Annotated in this window: 14 protein-coding genes and 1 riboswitch; of the genes, 13 read left to right on the forward strand and 1 reads right to left on the reverse strand. The window is 43.1% G+C overall.

What is annotated here, in order from left to right:
* The first annotated feature begins 32 nt into the window (after nt 1-32).
* The 9 genes from IJI01_RS06235 to IJI01_RS06275 all read left to right on the forward strand — a co-directional run bounded on the left by IJI01_RS06235 (nt 33) and on the right by IJI01_RS06275 (nt 11593).
* Entirely contained in the window at nt 33-872 is an 840-nt protein-coding gene (locus IJI01_RS06235) for a patatin-like phospholipase family protein (RefSeq protein WP_292187450.1), read from the forward strand.
* Nucleotides 869-2932, forward strand: coding sequence for an oxidoreductase (locus IJI01_RS06240; RefSeq protein ID WP_292187453.1), 2064 nt, complete (start codon nt 869-871; stop codon nt 2930-2932). Before IJI01_RS06235 ends, IJI01_RS06240 begins: the two co-directional genes overlap by 4 nt.
* Nucleotides 2933-3082: 150 nt before the next feature.
* Nucleotides 3083-4138 carry an FIST signal transduction protein gene (locus IJI01_RS06245; protein ID WP_292187457.1) on the forward strand — a complete coding sequence of 352 codons (1056 nt, stop codon included), beginning with the start codon at nt 3083-3085 and terminating at the stop codon, nt 4136-4138.
* A gap of 13 nt (nt 4139-4151) precedes the next feature.
* Nucleotides 4152-5111, forward strand: a complete 960-nt coding sequence (locus tag IJI01_RS06250; protein ID WP_292187459.1) for a methyl-accepting chemotaxis protein — start codon at nt 4152-4154, stop codon at nt 5109-5111.
* 89 nt (nt 5112-5200) lie between these two features.
* A complete protein-coding gene (locus tag IJI01_RS06255) occupies nt 5201-7231 on the forward strand; it encodes a glycoside hydrolase family 31 protein (protein ID WP_292187462.1) in 2031 nt (676 codons plus the stop codon).
* A 19-nt stretch (nt 7232-7250) separates the two neighbouring features.
* Nucleotides 7251-8237, forward strand: a complete 987-nt coding sequence (locus IJI01_RS06260; protein ID WP_292187466.1) for a helix-turn-helix transcriptional regulator — start codon at nt 7251-7253, stop codon at nt 8235-8237.
* Between the two features lie 32 nt (nt 8238-8269).
* Nucleotides 8270-9670, forward strand: a complete 1401-nt coding sequence (gene amrA, locus IJI01_RS06265; RefSeq protein WP_292187467.1) for an AmmeMemoRadiSam system protein A — start codon at nt 8270-8272, stop codon at nt 9668-9670.
* A gap of 43 nt (nt 9671-9713) precedes the next feature.
* Nucleotides 9714-11084, forward strand: a complete 1371-nt coding sequence (locus IJI01_RS06270; protein ID WP_292187470.1) for a sodium-dependent transporter — start codon at nt 9714-9716, stop codon at nt 11082-11084.
* A gap of 53 nt (nt 11085-11137) precedes the next feature.
* Complete coding sequence (locus IJI01_RS06275; protein ID WP_292187472.1) at nt 11138-11593, forward strand: hypothetical protein; 456 nt, start codon at nt 11138-11140, stop codon at nt 11591-11593.
* 131 nt (nt 11594-11724) lie between these two features.
* Here IJI01_RS06275 and IJI01_RS06280 read toward each other — a convergent pair whose 3' ends face one another.
* Nucleotides 11725-13455 (reverse strand): methyl-accepting chemotaxis protein, encoded by a 1731-nt coding sequence (locus IJI01_RS06280; protein WP_292187474.1) that lies wholly within the window; start codon nt 13453-13455, stop codon nt 11725-11727.
* Nucleotides 13456-13589: 134 nt separating this feature from the next.
* Nucleotides 13590-13665, reverse strand: a riboswitch (cyclic di-GMP riboswitch).
* Between the two features lie 196 nt (nt 13666-13861).
* Between IJI01_RS06280 and IJI01_RS06285 the strand changes: the two genes are divergently transcribed.
* From IJI01_RS06285 to IJI01_RS06300, 4 genes are all read left to right on the forward strand, one after another.
* Complete coding sequence (locus IJI01_RS06285) at nt 13862-14767, forward strand: hypothetical protein (protein ID WP_292187476.1); 906 nt, start codon at nt 13862-13864, stop codon at nt 14765-14767.
* 55 nt (nt 14768-14822) lie between these two features.
* A complete protein-coding gene (locus IJI01_RS06290) occupies nt 14823-16199 on the forward strand; it encodes an MATE family efflux transporter (protein WP_292187478.1) in 1377 nt (458 codons plus the stop codon).
* A gap of 82 nt (nt 16200-16281) precedes the next feature.
* Entirely contained in the window at nt 16282-17004 is a 723-nt protein-coding gene (locus IJI01_RS06295; RefSeq protein ID WP_292187480.1) for a hypothetical protein, read from the forward strand.
* A 71-nt stretch (nt 17005-17075) separates the two neighbouring features.
* Nucleotides 17076-18383, forward strand: a complete 1308-nt coding sequence (locus IJI01_RS06300) for a GGDEF domain-containing protein (RefSeq protein ID WP_292187483.1) — start codon at nt 17076-17078, stop codon at nt 18381-18383.
* Nucleotides 18384-18524 lie beyond the last annotated feature (141 nt).

An 18524-nucleotide genomic window follows, 5' to 3' on the forward strand; every position in this document is an offset into this window, starting at 1 on the left:
GCTATGGATGTGCATTTACGAGAGGTGACAGTGTGAAAAAAGGGCTTGTACTTGAGGGCGGCGCTATGCGAGGTATGTTTACCTGCGGCGTTTTGGATGTTTTAATGGAAAACGATATTTCTTTTGACGGGGCAGTAGGAGTGTCGGCAGGAGCTACCTTTGGCTGCAATATCAAGTCCCATCAGATAGGCCGTGCCTACAGATATAACAAGAAGTACTGCTCAGATCCCCGCTATCACAGTATCAGATCACTTATCACCACTGGTGATATCTATAACGTGCCATTTTGCTACGATGAGCTTCCCTATAGGCTTGATAAATGGGATACCAAGGCTTTTGCAGACAGCCCAATGGAGTTTTACTGCGTGGTTACTGACATTAACACAGGAAGACCCGTTTATCACAAATGCAATGATGGACAAAAAGAGGACATCACCTGGATTCAGGCATCCGCTTCTATGCCGATTGTTTCAAGGCCAGTTCACATTGACGGCGGAGTGTATCTGGACGGTGGAATCTCAGATTCAATTCCTCTTAAATTTATGGAAGATAAGGGCTATGACGACATACTGGTCGTAGAGACCCAGCCAGTTGACTATGTCAAAGGCAAACAGAAATACATGCCAGTTGTCAGATGGTCACTCAGGAAGTATCCCAATATGATTAAGTGCATGGAAGAGCGCTATATTATGTATAACGAGGAAAAGAAATACATAAGGCAGCAGGAGCTTGCCGGTAAAGTACGAGTAATAAGGCCCAAGGAGCCACTTAATATAAGCTCGATAGAAAAAGATCCAGCCCAGATAGAGAGAGTTTATAAACTGGGAAGACAGGCGGGGGAGGAGTACCTCGCAAAGGAGAAGCAAAAATGAAGAAAGAATATGAACCACTGTTTACGCCCTGGAAGATTGGAAATTGTGAGATCAAGAATAGAATAGTCCTTACTTCTATGGGCGGTACAGACCTCTTTGGATGGATGGAAAAGAACCATTTTGATAAGGCAGGAGCAGACTTTATTCTGGAAGTTGCAAGGAACAACGCAGGACTTGTGCTTCCTGGATGCCAGCCAGTTTACAATCCAATGTTTGGTCAGTGGCTTTATACCAATAAGAAAATGTATCAGGACCTTGCTGAGTGGATGAAGGAGTTCCACAAGACAGGAGCCAAGCTTTTTGTGCAGCTCACTGCCGGCTTCGGACGCTCTTTTACCATAAGTCCTATGATGGAAAAATTATATACCAACAAGGTGCTCAGAGTCCTCAGTAAGCCTGTAATGGACCTTGATAAGATCACAGCATCAGCCAGCGATTCACCTAACCGCTGGTCAGACGTGGTGCCATCAAGAGCCCTCACTGTTGACGAGATTCATGAATATGTAACTGCCTTTGGTAAGACTGCAGAGCTTCTCAAGAAGGCCGGCGTTGACGGCGTTGAGGTTCATGCGGTTCATGAAGGATACCTTTTGGACCAGTTCACACTTGATTATGTCAACAAAAGAACTGACGAATACGGCGGAAGCTTCGAGAACAAGTACCGTTTTGCCTGCGAGATAGTTCAGGAGATCAAGAAAAAATGTGGTAAGGATTTCCCTGTTTCCCTTCGCTACAGCGTAATCTCCAAGACAAGAGGCTTCAGACAGGGAGCGCTTCCAGGGGAAGACTACGACGAAGTTGGACGTGACTTTGAAGAGAGCAAAAGAGCTGCCAAATACCTGCAGGATGCTGGCTACGACATGCTCAACTGCGATAACGGAACCTATGATGCCTGGTACTGGGCACATCCTCCTATCTATATGCCTGAGAACTGTAACCTTGAGGATGTTGCAAACCTTCGTAAATACGTGGACATTCCAGTTGTCTGCGCTGGCAGAATGAATCCAACAGTGGCAGCAGAGGCTGTTACAGCTGGAAGAATTGACGGAGCAGGCTTTGCAAGGCAGTTCCTTGCTGATACAGAGTGGGTAACCAAGCTCATGGCAGACAAAGAGGAGGATATCAGACCTTGTATCCTCTGTCATAACGGCTGCTTTAACATGTGCCACTACAAGGGAGTTCCTAATGATCAGGACCTTTCAGACAGTCTGCACCTTGCAAGATGCGCAGTTAATGCCGAGACTATGCAGAAGGATAAACATCACATAAAGAAGACCAAGCACCCTAAAAAGGTTATCATCATCGGCGGCGGTATTGGTGGTATGGAGGCTGCAAGAGTACTTAAGCTTCGTGGCCACGAGCCTGTTATCTATGAGAAAACTGATGAGCTTGGTGGAACCTTCATTGCTGCAAGTGCAGAATCCTATAAGGGTAAGCTCCGCGATCTTCTTGCATGGTATCGCAGACAGATGGAGCAGCTGGGAATCGAGATTCACTTTAATACTGAGATAACCGATGTCAAAGAGTTTGGTAAGCACGACATTATCATTGCTACTGGCGCTGTTCCCAGAAAGCTTAAGAGTGTTCCGGGACATGAGCTCATGATAGAGGCCTGTGAGTACCTTAGAGGCGCAGAGGTTGGTGATAAGGTCGTAGTAGTAGGCGGAGGCCTTACGGGTTGTGAAATTGCCTATGAGCTTGCACTTCAGGGCAAGAAACCTGTCACTGTTGAGATGAAGGACGACATCATTTCACAGAAGGGTGTGTGCCTTGCAAACAGCTCATATCTCAGAGAATGGTTTGATCTGTACAGAGTTCCAGTTTACCTTGAGACCACTCTCAAAGAGGTTTGGGAGGATTGCATCGTCTGCGTAGACAAAAATGGCAAGGAATTCACTATTGACTGCGACAGCGTCATCAGTAGTGCCGGCTATATTCCTAATCCTGTTGTCAAAGAAAATGAGAGAGAGAGCAACATGGACTATATTGGCGACTGCAAGCAGGTAGGGAATCTTAGAAGCGTAATATGGCGTGCATACGAGGTAGCTATGCGCATCTGACGCAGAATTAATTTACGACATAAATTTAATCCAAATTTAATAATAGTTAATACTTAATATAGAGTATTAATTAACGGTAGAGTGCTACAATTGATTGTGTGGCACTCTATTTTTATTTAATTTATAAAAGAAACAGGAGATCAGAGAACTATGAATATCTTTTACGGTAAAAGCGCTTCTGGCAGAGTTTCAGAGGCTGTTAGCGGACTTGGAACAGCAAAGCTTATTATCATGACTAGTTCTGCAGATGATTTTGAAGAGAACGTTCAGGCACTTGAAAAGCTCTATCCTGGCGTGCCAAGCATTGCGTGCGTAGGAATGGGCTATGACACAGCCATTCTTGAAAAAGGAACCTTTGTTATGGCCTTTAAGGATGGTGTTTCTGTTGCGACAGGAGTTCTGGAGAAAGTTTCTGTATCTCCTGCAAGATATATTACCAGGGTAGAAAAAGATATTGAGTCTGTTCGTCCGGGAAGAGAGAACACAGCTATCATCGATTTCTGCACAGGTAATGATGCAGCTGTTCTCACAACTTTAAGCGCTCTTGTTGATAAGTACAACCTACAGGTAATGGGAGCAACAGGCGATGCTGGTAAAGTTGCTGTAAATGGAACGGTTTATCAGGATGCCATGGTATATGCTGTTATCAAGAATGAGGGAGGTAGAGTTAAGACCTATAAGGAGAACATCTACGTACCTAAGGATAACAAGCAGCTCATAGCTTCCAAGACAGATAAATCCAAGTATTATCTAGGAGAGCTCAATGGTCGCCCGGCTAAACAGCTGTACATGGAGCTTACAGGTGCTGCGGAGAATAAGGTTGTAGATCAGACCTTCAAAAATCCATTTGGTAAGATGATGGGTGATGATGTCTGCATCGTTTCCCTCAAAGATGTTTCCGGAAATGGACTTATCCTATACAGACAGATCAACGACTCAGATATCCTGACACTTCTCGAAATGAGAGACCCAATGGAAATCGCGCAGTCCACGGTCAATAAGATCAAAAATGATTTCTCACATATTTCTGCTATTTATTCAGTCAACTGCATATTCAGATATTTGGTATTAAAAGACAGAAGCGAGCTAGGAACATATCTTAGCAAGATAGGAACACTTGGAACCAGCTGTGGTCTTGTTGGATTTGGTGAGCATTACAACACTCAGTTTGTTAACCAGACAATGACCTGTGTAGTATTCGAATGATGAGGAGATAGAAATGTTTGAGAACATGTTTGGAAAAAAGAATGAGCAGGAACCTGTAGCTGTTCAGGCTAAGCCTGATAATAGTTTTGAAGAGCGTTCCAGATCACTTGTCTATATCGCAAACTCCATCAAGGACTGCCAGAAAAAGCTGGTAGAAAATGAGGTTAAATCTCTTACAGAGATCCATGATATGGGCGAAGCTGTCAACGATGTTATGGAGAGTAACATACAGCTTCGTGATGAGATGACAAACTTCAACGAGATGTTCGAAGCAGTTAACCAGAGCGCTTCCAAGTTCGAGGATGTTAAGCAGAATATCCTGAGCAGCGTTCATAATGCACAGGACAAGGTTGAAGAGCTTAAGACAAGTTCAAATGAAGTGAGATCCAGCTTTGATGAGATGTCCAGAGGTTTTGAGTCCTTCAAGGAATCAGTTGATCAGATCTCTGATTACATGAAAAAGATCATCAGCATCGCTTCACAGACTAACCTCCTTGCACTTAATGCTTCTATTGAGGCTGCAAGAGCCGGAGCAGCAGGTAAAGGCTTTGCCGTAGTTGCTACGGAAGTAAGAGAGCTTGCAGATGAGATCAAGACTATGATCGATCAGGTTAATGCTTCAATTGCCAATGCAGGAGAAGAGAGTGAGAAGCTCTCAGCCAGTATGGAAAACTCAATTGCAGCCATGGATAAGAGCCTTCAGGAAGTTGAGGCGACTCATGCTACCTTTGATGAGATCATTGAGAGCACAAATGGAGCTAATGCAGTTCAGCAGGAAATCGCAGATACTGCGGACATAGCTTCTGATGAGCTCAAAAAGATCGGCAGTAAATTCGATGATGTTAACAGGAAATTTGATGATCTGGCTGTTCAGCTGGATAGAGTTAATTCCATGGGAACTACCAAGAGTAGCGTATTCGAGAACATCGACAATCTGGTTTCCCAGATTGAGCCAATTGTAAAAGAGAAATAATAAATATTTCAATACTAACAATGAGAAACTATCAGTGGTAAAATACTGATAGTTTCTTTTGTATTAATGACAAATGAGGAGAATAAAGTATGGTATTCGAATGTAGAGATAACGCACTTTGCTTTAAGAAGCAGGGAGAAACAGTTTTGATCGAGGCTTGGGGAGAGGATTCCCTTCGAGTTCGCGCAACTATGAACAGGAACTTTACTGGCAGAAACTGGGCTCTTACAGAGGCAGTAGCTCCTACTAAGGCAGAAGTTAAGACATATATAGTTCCAGAGAAAACAGGTGAAGGAACTATCCAGGATAACGAGTGGGCCAGCATCACAAATGGTCGCATCAGAGCAGAGGTCAACTATGCGGGAGTGATTTCTCTTTTCCGTGATGACAAGCTCTTTTTACGTGAATATTTCAGATCCTACGGCGGCACTATCTCCAAGGAGAGCAGATGCCTTAAGCTAGTAAACAGAGAGTGGAAGGGCCTTTACGGCGGAGATAACTATTCTCTTAAGGTTCGCTTTGAGAGTAACGACGGCGAGAAGATCTTTGGTATGGGACAGTACCAACAGCAGCAGATGGACTTAAAGGGCTGCACACTTGAGCTTGCCCAGAGAAATTCACAGGCTTCAGTTCCTTTTGCTGTTTCCAATCTTGGTTATGGACTTTTGTGGAATAACCCGGGCGTTGGTCAGGTTACCTTTGGTGGCAACATGACTCTCTGGGATATGAGATCAACCAAGGAGATGGACTACTACGTTACTGTAGCCGACACTCCTAAGGAGATTGTGGCTAATTATACTAAGGCTACAGGACATGCTGGCGAGTTCCCTGAAGAGCTCATGGGACTTTGGCAGTGTAAGCTCAGATATCGTACACAGGAGGAAGTTCTTTCTATCGCCAGAAAGTACAAGGAGCTCGGTATTCACATCGACCAGATCATCATCGACTTCTTCCACTGGACATATCAGGGCGACTGGAAATTCGATACCAAGTACTGGCCAGATCCTAAGGCTATGATTGACGAGCTCCACAGCATGGGTATCAGAGTAATCGTATCTGTATGGCCATCTGTAGACAGAAAGAGTGAGAACTTCTACCCAATGCTGGAAAAGGGCCTTCTTATCAAGACAGAACGCGGTGCCCTCCAGACCTATGACTATCAGGGCGACTGTGTAGAAATAGACGCCTTTAATCCTGAGACAAGAGATTATGTCTGGGAGATTTGTAAAAAGAACTACTATGACTTTGGAATTGATGGCTTCTGGCTTGATAATTCAGAGCCTGATTATGGTGTATATGATTTTGAAAACTTCAGATACAGCGAGGGTACAGCACTTGAAGTTACTAATATGTATCCTCAGATGTATTCAAGAGCATACTATGATAAGATGAAGGACCTCAGAGATGGCAAGGTTGTTAACCTTCTTCGCTGTGCATGGGCAGGAAGCCAGAAGTACGGCAACGTTGTATGGTCAGGTGATGTACCAAGTACCTTTGAATCTCTTCAGGATCAGGTACAGTGCGGTATCAACATGGGGCTTGCTGGTATTCCATGGTGGAATACTGATATCGGCGGCTTCATGACAGATGATGTCAACGATCCTGATTTCAGACAGCTCCTTATCAGATGGTATCAGTTTGCTGTATTTACAGCAGTTATGAGACTTCACGGAGATCGTGGCCCTTACAATATTCCAGCTCTTGATGATAGAGACTGGGGCGGCGGATATCTTCACACAGGCCAGGACAACGAGATGTGGAGCTATGGCGATGACAACTTCAAGATCATGAAGAAGTACTATGACATCAGACAGGAGATGAAGCCTTATATCAAGCAGCTCTTTAACGAGGCTTCTACAAACGGCTCACCTCTTATGAGAGCTATGTTCTACGAGTTCCCTGAGGATGAGAAGTGCTGGACTATCAAGGATCAGTTCATGTTCGGTGACAAGTACCTTGTAGCACCTATCCTTCATCTCAATGAGTTTGAGAGAGAAGTTTACCTTCCAAAGGGTGAGTGGAAGCTTACAAGCGATGGCACAAGCTACGCTGGTGGCCAGACTGTTAAGGTTAAGGCTCCTATTGAATATATGCCAGTATTTGAGCGTATATACGCGTAATTGTTAAGGAGAAAACATCATGCCCAAGGGTGCAGGACAAAAACTTAAGCTCTACCATCTGAGTCAGATCATGATCAAGAAAACTGATGATGAGCATTCTCTTACAATGCCTCAGATCATAGAGCTTTTGGCAGAAAAAGGAATAAGTGCCGATAGAAAGAGTATTTACGACGATTTTGAAGCGCTTAGAGACATAGGTCTTGATATTATCGGAGAGCAGGTTGGAAGGGGCTACTACTATCACGTTGGAGGCAAGAGGTTTGAGCTTGCAGAGCTGATGCTCCTTGTAGATGCCATCCAGTCTTCCAAGTTCATAACAGCCAGGAAATCAAGTGATCTTATCAAGAAGATAACTGACCTTGCAAGTGAGCATGAGGCCAAGCAATTAAAGCGTCAGGTGGTGGTTCAGGGCAGGATCAAGACCATGAATGAGAGTATCTATTACCTAGTTGATGATATTCACAGAGCCATGGTGGAGAATAAGAGCATCACCTTCCAGTACCTTCAGTGGAATCTTGATAAGGTAATGGTTCCGAGGAAAGATAAGCTCTATGTTACAAGTCCCTGGGCTCTTACATGGGACGATGAGAACTACTACCTTATCGGCTATGACCCTGAGGCTGGTAAGATCAAGCACTACCGCGTAGATAAGATGAAGGACATCAGATTAACTGATGACAAGCGCGTAGGTAAGGAAGAGTTTGAATCCTACGATATGGGATCATATTCCAAGCAGAACTTTGGAATGTTTGGTAAAAAAGAGACTACAATCGTTGATCTTGAATTCAACAATACCTTTGTTGGGATCATGATTGACAGATTTGGCAAGGAAATGCCAATAAGAGCTGCGGCCAAAGAGGGCTGGTCTAAGACGCACGTTGACGTATTTATCAGTGACCAGTTCTATGGCTGGGTATTTGCCATGGGGGGCAATGTCCGCATCACAGGTCCGCAGAGGATTGTAGACGAATATAGAGGAGAGTTGCAGAAGCAGCTTGAAGAGTAAGGTATTTTCTAATTTGATTGGGGAGAAGACGAATGTCAATTGTGGGTGCGTTTATGGTTCCGCATCCTCCGCTGATCGTTCCACAGATCGGCAGAGGCGGCGAAGCCCAGATTTTAGAGACAACAAATGCATATAATATAGTGGCGGACATGGTGGCTGAGCTCGAGCCTGAGACTATCATCATCACCAGTCCCCACGCTACTATGTATTCAGATTATTTTCATATTTCACCAGGGAATGCTGCCACTGGTTCTTTTGCCCAGTTTGGAGCAGACGGGATCAAATTCCTCGAAGCTTACGATATGGAGCTTGTAATGCAAATAGAGAGCATTGCAAGGAAACAGGATTTTCCTGCAGGAACTCTTGGTGAAGTTGATAGGGATTTAGACCATGGAACTATGGTTCCTTTGTGGTTTATCAGACAGAAATATAAAGGCGGGAATATAGTCAGAATAGGACTTTCCGGCCTTCCATTAACTGACCATTATAAGCTTGGTCAGATTATCCAGAAAGCTGTAGATAAGTGCGGCCGCAGGGCTGTAGTTATCGCAAGCGGCGATCTTTCCCACAAGCTTCAGGAATATGGGCCTTATGGTTATGCTCCAGAGGGGCCTGTCTATGACCAGAAGATAATGGATGTATGCTCCAGAGCTGCATTTAAGGAACTCCTTGATTTCGAAGAGGGGTTCTGCGAGAGAGCTGCTGAGTGTGGGCATAGGTCTTTTGTCATAATGGCTGGATGCCTTGATGGTGTCAGAGTTTCTGCTACCAAGCTGTCTCACCAGGACGTAACAGGTGTAGGCTACGGAATCTGCACCTTTATTCCAGGAGACAAGGATTCCAAGAGGTGTTTTCTCAAAGAGTATTACAAGGACCTTGAGAGGAATATGGAAAAAGAGCTTGAGGCTTTCAGTAACAAGCCTGATCCTTATGTTAAACTGGCCTATCAGACAGTCATTAACTATGTTGTTAAAGGCAAAAAGATGTCTGTACCTGACTATGTTACTACGGAGATGCTCAACATCAGAGCAGGAGCTTTTGTATCTATCCACAAAAATGGAAGACTTCGCGGTTGCATCGGAACAATCGCCCCGACCAGGGATAATGTGGCGCTAGAGATCATTGAGAACGGCATCAGCGCTGCAACAAGGGATCCAAGGTTTTCACCTATAGCACCGGAGGAACTCAAAGAGCTTGAGATAAACGTAGATGTTCTGGGAAGACCACAGGACATTTCATCTATAGATGAGCTTGATGTGAAAAGATATGGTGTTATCGTTTCAAGTGGTATGAAGAGAGGACTTCTTTTACCAGACCTTGAAGGTGTTGATACGGTAGAGGAACAGGTGGCTATTGCCATGCAAAAGGGCGGTATTACTGAGGATGACGAAATCAAACTTCAAAGATTTGAGGTTATCAGACATACATGTTAATATATTACTTTATGTAATAATATATTAATTTTTGAGGTTTGATATGAAAGAGAGAGAAACACTTGGCAGCAGAATGGGATTTATTCTGTTGTCTGCAGGTTGCGCTATAGGAATAGGAAATGTGTGGCGCTTCCCATATATGGTAGGAGAGAACGGAGGAGGCCTTTTCGTTCTTGTTTACGTTCTATTCCTGCTGATCCTTGGTGTACCTATTATGACAATGGAATACGCCATGGGACGTTCATCCAGAAAGAGTATTCTTTTGGCTTACAAGCAGCTTGAACCAAAGGGTTCAAAGTGGCATATTTTCGGATATTTTGCTATCGCAGGTAATTACCTTCTTTTGATGTTTTATTCAGTTGTTTCAGGTTGGATACTGAGATACTTTGTGCTGTCAGTTATGGGAGCCTTTGAAGGTCAGATGCCTGAACAGATAGAAGAATTATATCAGGAGATGATGAGTGGTCCTGTAGTTCTAATTGGATTTATGGCAGTTACTATGCTGATCACTATCGTGGTTACTTCCCTTGGCCTTGAAGCAGGCGTTGAGAGAGTTACCAAGATCATGATGGTGGCGCTTATCATTATTATGATAGGCCTTGGAATAAGATCACTTACACTTCCAGGAGCTGGAGAGGGTGTCAGATTCTACCTCATGCCAAATGCTGAGAATGTACGCAAGGTGGGACTTGGAAATGTTCTCTACGGCGCACTTAACCAGAGCTTTTTCACACTTAGCCTTGGTATCGGCAGTATGGGGATTTTCGGAAGCTATATTCAGAAGGATAGAAGCCTTGTTGGAGAAGCACTTATTGTTGCAGCTCTTGACACCTTCGTTGCAATAGTTGCCGGACTTATCACTATTCCAGCCTGCTTTGCTTATGGAGTTGCACCAGACAAGGGGCCAAGCCTTATTTTCTTAACCCTTCCTAATGTGTTTGCATCCATGAAGGGCGGAAGATTACTTGGCAGTCTGTTCTTTTTGTTTATGTATTTTGCTGCTCTTTCTACAATGATCGGTGTATTTGAGAACGACGTTAGTTTTTCAATCGATCTTTTCGGACGCTCCAGGAGAAAGGCTTCATTAATAGCTGGTCTTGTGATCACACTTGGCTCTATTCCATGTGCCCTTGGCTTTAACGTTCTTAGTTTTTTCCAGCCACTCAAGGCAGGAAACACAGTTATGGATTTAGAGGATTTTATTGTTAGTAACCTTCTGCTTCCTATTGGTGCTCTTATCAGCTGCCTGTTCTGTACCTGCAAGTATGGCTGGGGCTTTGAAAAGTACCTTGAAGAGGTCAACTGCGGAGAGGGCATTAAGGTAAGCCGGGGGCTTAAGTGGTATTTTAAGATCGTGCTTCCTGCAGCGCTTATATTCCTCGGCGTTTACGGCCTTTGGAGTTACTTTGCATAATTTGTGCTTGGATATATCGTGATTTTTTAGATTTGAGTTTTGAGGTATTTGTAATGAATAAAGATATTGTACCTGAGAATTTTACTATGGGACTTGCGCTTTTTGACGCAGTCCCAGTTATTTTGTTTGGAGTTGCCACCTTTTTTTTGTGGCAGAATATTGGAGGATTATTCCTTCTATTGGGCGCACTGGTATGCTTTGTATCAGGAATGCTCAAAGTATTATGGAAAGTAATAGTAGTACTTCGCCACAAAAACGTATGGCCCTTGTTCCTCCAGATGAGAATCGGAATGCCAGTTGGCTTTGTTCTTCTCATCATCGGCTTTATCGTAGCCGGCATAACAGGGAGGCTATCCGCCTTCGTTTCCGGGCTTCTTCACCCATTGCCACTACTATTCATGTTCATCACTATCACCGGCATGACAGGCATGATCATTTGCGGCTCCAAGCTCGACTCCTCCGACGTCAAAGCCAACTGGATCGAGCAGACCTGCAACACCATCGCCTAAGCCAGCTTCCTCCTCATGACAATCCTTGCACTGTAACGTGTAAATTTAAAAACGGCAGGTGACCGGATATATGATCTGGTCATCTGCCGTTGTATTTAAAACCTTAAGGAGAAAGGTTTTGGCTGAATTTATTATGCTGAGATCTGCTCGAGTGAGAAGTAATCCATCTTCTCGTTGAGTGTCTCTGCCATGTTGCGGAGCTCTGCAGCAGCATCGCTGATAAGAGCGAATGTAGCGTTGAGCTCTTCCATAGAAGCGTTTGTCTCCTCTGTAGAAGCTGCGTTCTGCTGTGAAATAGCTGAAAGCTCTGCCATGATATCTGCAAACTTGTTCTTGAGTTCGTTAAGTGTGTTAAGCTTGTCTGCGATCATCTTTGTTGAGTTATCTACGTTGTTAACATTTACTACTACAGCGTCCATGTCATCCTTAGTAGATGTGAGCTGGCTGTTCTGTGCCTTCATATCTTCGCTGAGCTGCTCGATTGTCTCAACTGACCTCTGTGACTCACCAACAAGAGTCTCAACGATCTTCTTGATTGATACAGCTGCTTCCTTAGACTGGTTAGAAAGGTTACCAATCTCTGTAGCAACTACTGAGAAGCCCTTACCATACTCGCCTGCTCTTGCAGCCTCGATAGAAGCGTTAAGAGAAAGAAGATGTGTCTGCTCAGCGATAGCTGTGATTGCGTTTGAAGCCTCAGCAATATCTTTTACTGAATCATTTGTAAGGCGGATCTGTGCATTGATATCCTGCATAGAATTCATAACGCCCTGGTTAGTTGTCATAAGGTTGTTAAGTGTCTCAACTGTACGGTTAGCACCTGTCATCATATCACTAGCTGCAGCTGTAAGCTCTCCAACTCTCTCTGTGATATCGTCGATGCTATCACCCATTTCGTTAGTGTTGTTAACTGAAGTTTCTACGCTCTCAGCCTGTGAAGTTGCGCCACGGCTGATATCTTCAACTGCGCTTGTTACCTGCTCTGCAACATTTGAAGCTGTCTCTGCTGAAGTTGCAAGGCTTACACCAGACTTAGTAACGTCAGCGGAAAGCTCTTTTGTTGTTCTGATAACATCCTGAAGCTTGTCACGAACCTGTGCTGTACTGTTAGCAATTGTTCCAAGCTCGTCTCTACGGTTAAATGTACGATCATCAATGTAGAGGAACAGATCACCATCTTCAAGCTGCTTAAGTCCAGTGATGATGTCGCGGATTGATCTTGTTGATCTTGTGATGATGATACGTGCTACGCCCCAGTTAAAGAAGAAGAAAATCACAAATGTAAGGGTGATAGCGTTTGCAGCCTTCTTAAGGTTTGCCTCAACGATTGATGTGTCACGACCTGCAAATACCATACCAACGACAGTGCCATCTGTGTTCTTAAGTGGAAGATAGTATGTATACCATTCCTGACCTGCTATTTCAACATTATCTGCAAGGTACTCATTTCCACCCTTTAATACCTCAGAGATAACTGTATCTGAAGCCTTTGTTCCTTCCATACGCATACCTGTTGTAGCATCTGTAAGAGAAGTAACATAACGTGTATCACCATAGAATACTGTGAAGTGCATTCCTGTTTTCTGATTAAGATCATCGAGCTGACCCTGGATCAAGTCATGGACTTCCATATCGCCCTTTAAGAGCTGACCATCTTCAGATACTGACCAGTCACCCTCAACCTGATGAGTAACCTGATTATCAAGAAGAACTGCTGCTGCGCGAAGTCCCTCTGAGAATGATGTGTAATAAGCTTTCTTAATGTGGTTGTATCCGATTACACCGATAAGAGTGCACATAAGGCATGCAAGTACGGTAGCTATCAAAATGATAGTGCGGACCATGTTTCTTTTTCTTTTCATTTTTTTCTCCTTCCTTTTTCGATTGCAACATCGCAATCTATAAAAACTAACTATGAAACAATAATATAGAGCATAAAAAAAGCATGGGCAGTCATGTCCATGCTTCGGATAATCCTAATAAACGTGAAAAATTAAGATGCAACTGGCTGACATGTTAAAGTCCCTATAGCTTTGCGCCACAAGCTTTCGCTTGCTTTGCCCGATATTTATTTAAACCAAAGGAGATTATATGGAAGTGCAAATAAAAAAGCAACAACATTTTGCACGCTTTACAAATCTTTTTGCATTGTGTGATAAGGTGACAAAAAACTGAACTAAAACTTGTGTATTTTGCACAAAAACCTGCCTCAATTTATGAAAACGCTTACTAATAGATATATAGGGAGCTCTTTAGTATAATGTCCCTATGAGCATAGAGAAAAAGGCAGTTTTTCATCTGCCAGGACTATTTGAATTTTATGAACTGTACAAGGTGTTTCTGCCTCTTTTCAAAGGGCATAGAGAGTATTTCTATGACTGGTGCGAGATAGGCTCTATTTATGGTGCGCCTGCGGATTGCATCTGGGGCGGCGGAAGAGTAGGCTTTGGTGAAGCAGGTTCTACGGAAGTAGCTGCGCTTATGAGAGAGTATGGGATTTCAGCAAGGCTCACATTCAGCAATTCCCTGATTCAGGAGAGTCACCTTATTAATAAGAGATGCAACGCTCTTTGTGATCAGTTCGAGCATAATGGCGATGTTCCAAGTGGCATCATCCTTCATTCGGACCTTTTGCTTGATTACATCAGAAACAGATACCCTGACTTTTATTTTGTATCTTCCACCACCAAGGTGTTAACTGACTTTGATGATCTTGTGGAGGAGCTTAACAGAGAAGAGTTTAGCTATGTGGTTCCAGATTTCAGGCTTAACAGAGAAATTGATAAGTTAAAAGAACTACCTCAGGCTTATAAGGATAAGGTAGAGTTTCTCTGTAACGAGTGCTGCTGGTTTGGCTGTTATGACAGGAAGAAATGCTACGAGAATGTCAGCCGTAAGAGTCTTGGAGAGGAATGCGAAGACCACGTATGTGTATCTCCTGATGCAGATAAGGGCTACAGGTTTTCTCTTGCCATGGAGAATCCTGGTTTTATTGGAATAGACGCCATCCGAGACGTCTATATGCCTGCAGGTTTTTCTAATTTTAAGATTGAAGGAAGGAGCCTTGGAAGCGCAATAATCCTTGAGTTCCTTCTCTATTACATGACTAGGCCTGAGTATCAGCTCAAGGTAAGAGAAGAAATCTATCTGGACAGTTCGCTTGATCTGTTTTAACAGATAATATTTGTATATTGAATTAGAAATAAGAAGTATTGGAGTTTTAGTTTTAATGGGTAAGAATCTTAAGTTTAGTAAGGACAAAGATCTAACTACAGGAAGCCCCTTTAGCCTGATCTTTTCTTTTGCAGTTTCAATGATGATGGGAAATGTCTTCCAGCAGCTATACACCGTTGTTGACAGTATTATTATCGGCAAGAAAATAGGGCCTCTAGGACTTGCAGCAATTGGAGGAACGGACTGGCTCATATTCCTTGTTAATGGCTTTTTGATTGGCCTTATTCAGGGCTTTTCAGTTATACTTGGCAAGAAGTTTGGGGAAAAGAACGAAAAAGACTTTGCTACTTATTATAAGAAGGCAAGACTTATCTGTCTTGTGATCTCTATAGTATTTGTTGCTGGGCTCCTTGTGTCATCAGGGCTTCTTTTAAGGCTCATCGGTACCAAGACAGAAGCCTTCAGCTATGCCAAGACCTATGTTGATGTGATCTTTGCCGGAATCCCATTCCTCGTGTTCTACCAGTTTTTTGCAGCTGTACTCAGGAGCAGAGGTAACAGCCAGATTCATCTTATGGCCATGACCATATCTTCTATATGTAACATAATCCTGGACCTTTTCTTTATATGCGTGCTGAACATGGGAATTGCAGGCGCTGCTCTAGGAACAGTTCTTTCAGAGTGCCTTGTTATGGTAATCTGCGGATATTATGTCTACACCACAAGAAAGGGCGCTGTAACCACAGAGGGCAAGAGCACCGATGACATCAGTGTTCACACCGCTGGTAGTTCTGCAGTGGTACAAGAGCTTCTTACAGTGGGCCTTCCAATGGCTCTTCAGAGTGTTATCACTGCAATTGGAGGACTTATCGTAATCAGATGTGTCAACCAGTTTGAGATTGACTTCCTCACTGGCTACACAATCGCTGGCAAAATCTACGCTCTTCTGGAGATTGCAGCATCCTCCTATGGAATGGCAGTAGTAGCCTACGTTTCACAGAACTACGGCGCAGGCAGACATTACAGGATCAGAAGTGGCGTTCGTATAAGTGTCCTTATGGGCGTAGTTACAGCTCTTGTATGCTCTTTTATCATGATTTTCTTTGGAACAGAGGGAATGAAGCTCTTCGTAGATGAAGCTACAGTTTCAGACAAGATATTTGTCTATGGTCAGGAATACCTCCTGATTCTCGGAATCTTTTACCCGCTTCTGTATGTTCTCTATATTATGAGAGCATCCCTGCAGGGCCTCGGCAATACACTGGTTCCAATGATCTCAAGCTTTGGACAGCTTATCATGAGAGTATTCTGCGCAGTTGTCCTCACCCTATTCATAGGCTACAAGGGCATCTTTTACGGCGAGATTACCGCCTGGATCCTGGCAGACCTCATCCTCATCTTCACATATTTTTTAAGTGTGAAAAAACAGTGAATCGATGGAAAAATAGTTTTAAGAGTGTATAATGGATTTTCGTGTTGTTTTTTAAAAAATAAATTGTAAGTGAGGAAAATCCATGAATAACCTGTTGTACATCTATGAAGAAGTTTGTGATCTCGTCGAGGAGAAAGAGATCGAGCTATATGAAAGGGAGGATGCGCAGGACAAATTCATCTGCCAGTTTGCAAAGGGTGGATCATCACTACACGTTAAGACTATTATGCAGAGCAGATTCGTGCTCTATGCTACAGAGAAGGATTTCAACCTTATAAAGAAAAAGTCTGATGAGGCCGGAACAGGCATCGTTCTGAAAGAGAGCAAGAAAGAGGAAATCGAGCTTATTGTTTCCCAGTATGAGGAAGTTGGCAGTAAGGCTATGCTCTTTATCAGAAACGGTAACAAGGGCCTTCTTAATAACCCTGAGGAAAAAAAGCTTCCTCATGTAATCTACTTTTTTACCAATGAAAATCTTGAGTTCGTCCTCGATTGTATCAAAGAGGGACTTGCAATCAAAGAGAAGGCAACAAAGAGTAAGAGCGTAGCAGCCAGAGGCGTTACAGGAACTATGATCAAAAGAACTGTAGTAGCGCCTAAGCCTAAGCTTCCTGAGCTTACTGATGATGAGATCAGAGAGGCTATTCCTGAGGGCTGTGAGGTTTCTCATGTTAAGTATGGAACAGGCGTAGTTAAGTCAGTTCTTGAGGGCAAGATCAAGGTTCTTTTTGAGGATTCTGTAGAGAAAATTTTTGCAGGTTCCCTTTGTGTAAATAAAAAAATATTAACAGTATTAAACGTTTAAGTTATAATGTTATCAACTAAAAACTATAGTAAAAAGTTGTTTTGAAAGAATATTTGCAAGGGGGGACGGGTATGATAAACAAGGCACTCGAGGATTATACCGCTGAGGATTTGCTAATTCTTTTAAACGAGAATGTTGATGCTATAGTTATGGTTGATACGACGGATAAGAAGTATAGAGCTATAACACGCAAGAACATTTTCGTAGATTTGTTGGATGAGACGGGGGATTACGACGATCTGATACAGAAACTATGGTTTCATCTAGATAATTCCCAGGAAGAAATAACAGAAGATTATAAGGCATTCATTGCATACTATGGCGAATTTAAGGGTAAGTACAGCAGAAGACTCAAGGTCTTTTTGGAAGGTAATACCGCGCCATATGTTATTCAGATGAATGTATATCCAATTGAAGGTACGGACAAGTACGTATTTGCTATGGATGTTCTTGATGATGAAGAGGTTGTTGAGGATATTATGACCACTAGAAAGGTCAATACTATCCAGAATACATATCTTTTCTCTATGTTTGTTGATCTTGTTAAGGATTCGACCAGCAGTATCAGTGTAACTGAGATATCAGAAGACACGATCAAGTCCAGTATCAAGTACTCACAGTGGCGACTTATGACTGTCAATATGATATGGCCTGATGATCAGGAGCAGTTTCTTAAGTTGACAGATCCTGAGTACTTAAGGGCCAATCTTGACCAGGGACACACTAATACCTTTGACTGCATGATGAAGAATCTTGAGGGAACTTATATCTGGGTTAAGCTGATATTTAGCAGAGTTCAGACCTTAAGCGACAAGGATTTCAAGTTTGTCTTCATGGTTCAGGATATTAATGATGATGTCATGGAGCGTATGGCTACGCTCAAGAAGTACGAGGAGCTCGTACTGGTTGATCCTCTTACAGGTCTTTTCAATCATGGAGGAATCAAGACAGAGATTCAGAACGCCATCAATATCTATCAGAATGGCGGCGATACAATATCTCTGATGATGATCGACCTTGATAATTTCAAGAAGATCAATGATAACTATGGACATTCTGTTGGAGATGCAACTCTTAAGGCTCTTGCAGACATGCTTAAGAGCTTTGCTCAGGACAAGCATGCATCTGTAGGCAGATGGGGCGGAGAAGAGTTCGTTACTGTTCTTAGCGGCGTTTCAGATGATGAGGCCCTTGAGTATGCAGAAGATCTCAGGAAGACTGTTGCAGCAGCGGATTTTGGAGAGGCTGGACACATTACCTGTTCAGTTGGAATTAGCCAGCTTGGCGATGATGATTCTTTTGATGATCTGTTCAATCGTATGGACAAGGCGATGTATTCTTCCAAGACTGCAGGCAGAAACAGGGTTACAGTTCTGTAAAGTAGCAATAATTGGCTTGTTTATGACAATATTGTTTTGGAGTTTATAAGGCTCAATGTGTTACATTTTTATATGTGACGCATTGAGTTTTTTTGATGCTTGCGCATATTTGTTTATAAAAGATATTGGGGATTTGGAGGT

This window comes from Butyrivibrio sp., assembly GCF_017433805.1.
GTDB lineage: Bacteria > Bacillota > Clostridia > Lachnospirales > Lachnospiraceae > Butyrivibrio.

Bases quoted from the DNA above. Each gene is read 5' to 3' on its own strand.
- IJI01_RS06240 (WP_292187453.1), top strand. From the start codon at position 869: ATGAAGAAAGAATATGAACCACTGTTTACGCCCTGGAAGATTGGAAAT.
- IJI01_RS06245 (WP_292187457.1), top strand. From the start codon at position 3,083: ATGAATATCTTTTACGGTAAAAGCGCTTCTGGCAGAGTTTCAGAGGCT.
- IJI01_RS06250 (WP_292187459.1), top strand. From the start codon at position 4,152: ATGTTTGAGAACATGTTTGGAAAAAAGAATGAGCAGGAACCTGTAGCT.
- IJI01_RS06255 (WP_292187462.1), top strand. From the start codon at position 5,201: ATGGTATTCGAATGTAGAGATAACGCACTTTGCTTTAAGAAGCAGGGA.
- IJI01_RS06260 (WP_292187466.1), top strand. From the start codon at position 7,251: ATGCCCAAGGGTGCAGGACAAAAACTTAAGCTCTACCATCTGAGTCAG.
- amrA (WP_292187467.1), top strand. From the start codon at position 8,270: ATGTCAATTGTGGGTGCGTTTATGGTTCCGCATCCTCCGCTGATCGTT.
- IJI01_RS06270 (WP_292187470.1), top strand. From the start codon at position 9,714: ATGAAAGAGAGAGAAACACTTGGCAGCAGAATGGGATTTATTCTGTTG.
- IJI01_RS06275 (WP_292187472.1), top strand. From the start codon at position 11,138: ATGAATAAAGATATTGTACCTGAGAATTTTACTATGGGACTTGCGCTT.
- IJI01_RS06280 (WP_292187474.1), bottom strand. From the start codon at position 13,455: ATGAAAAGAAAAAGAAACATGGTCCGCACTATCATTTTGATAGCTACC.
- IJI01_RS06285 (WP_292187476.1), top strand. From the start codon at position 13,862: ATGAGCATAGAGAAAAAGGCAGTTTTTCATCTGCCAGGACTATTTGAA.
- IJI01_RS06290 (WP_292187478.1), top strand. From the start codon at position 14,823: ATGGGTAAGAATCTTAAGTTTAGTAAGGACAAAGATCTAACTACAGGA.
- IJI01_RS06295 (WP_292187480.1), top strand. From the start codon at position 16,282: ATGAATAACCTGTTGTACATCTATGAAGAAGTTTGTGATCTCGTCGAG.
- IJI01_RS06300 (WP_292187483.1), top strand. From the start codon at position 17,076: ATGATAAACAAGGCACTCGAGGATTATACCGCTGAGGATTTGCTAATT.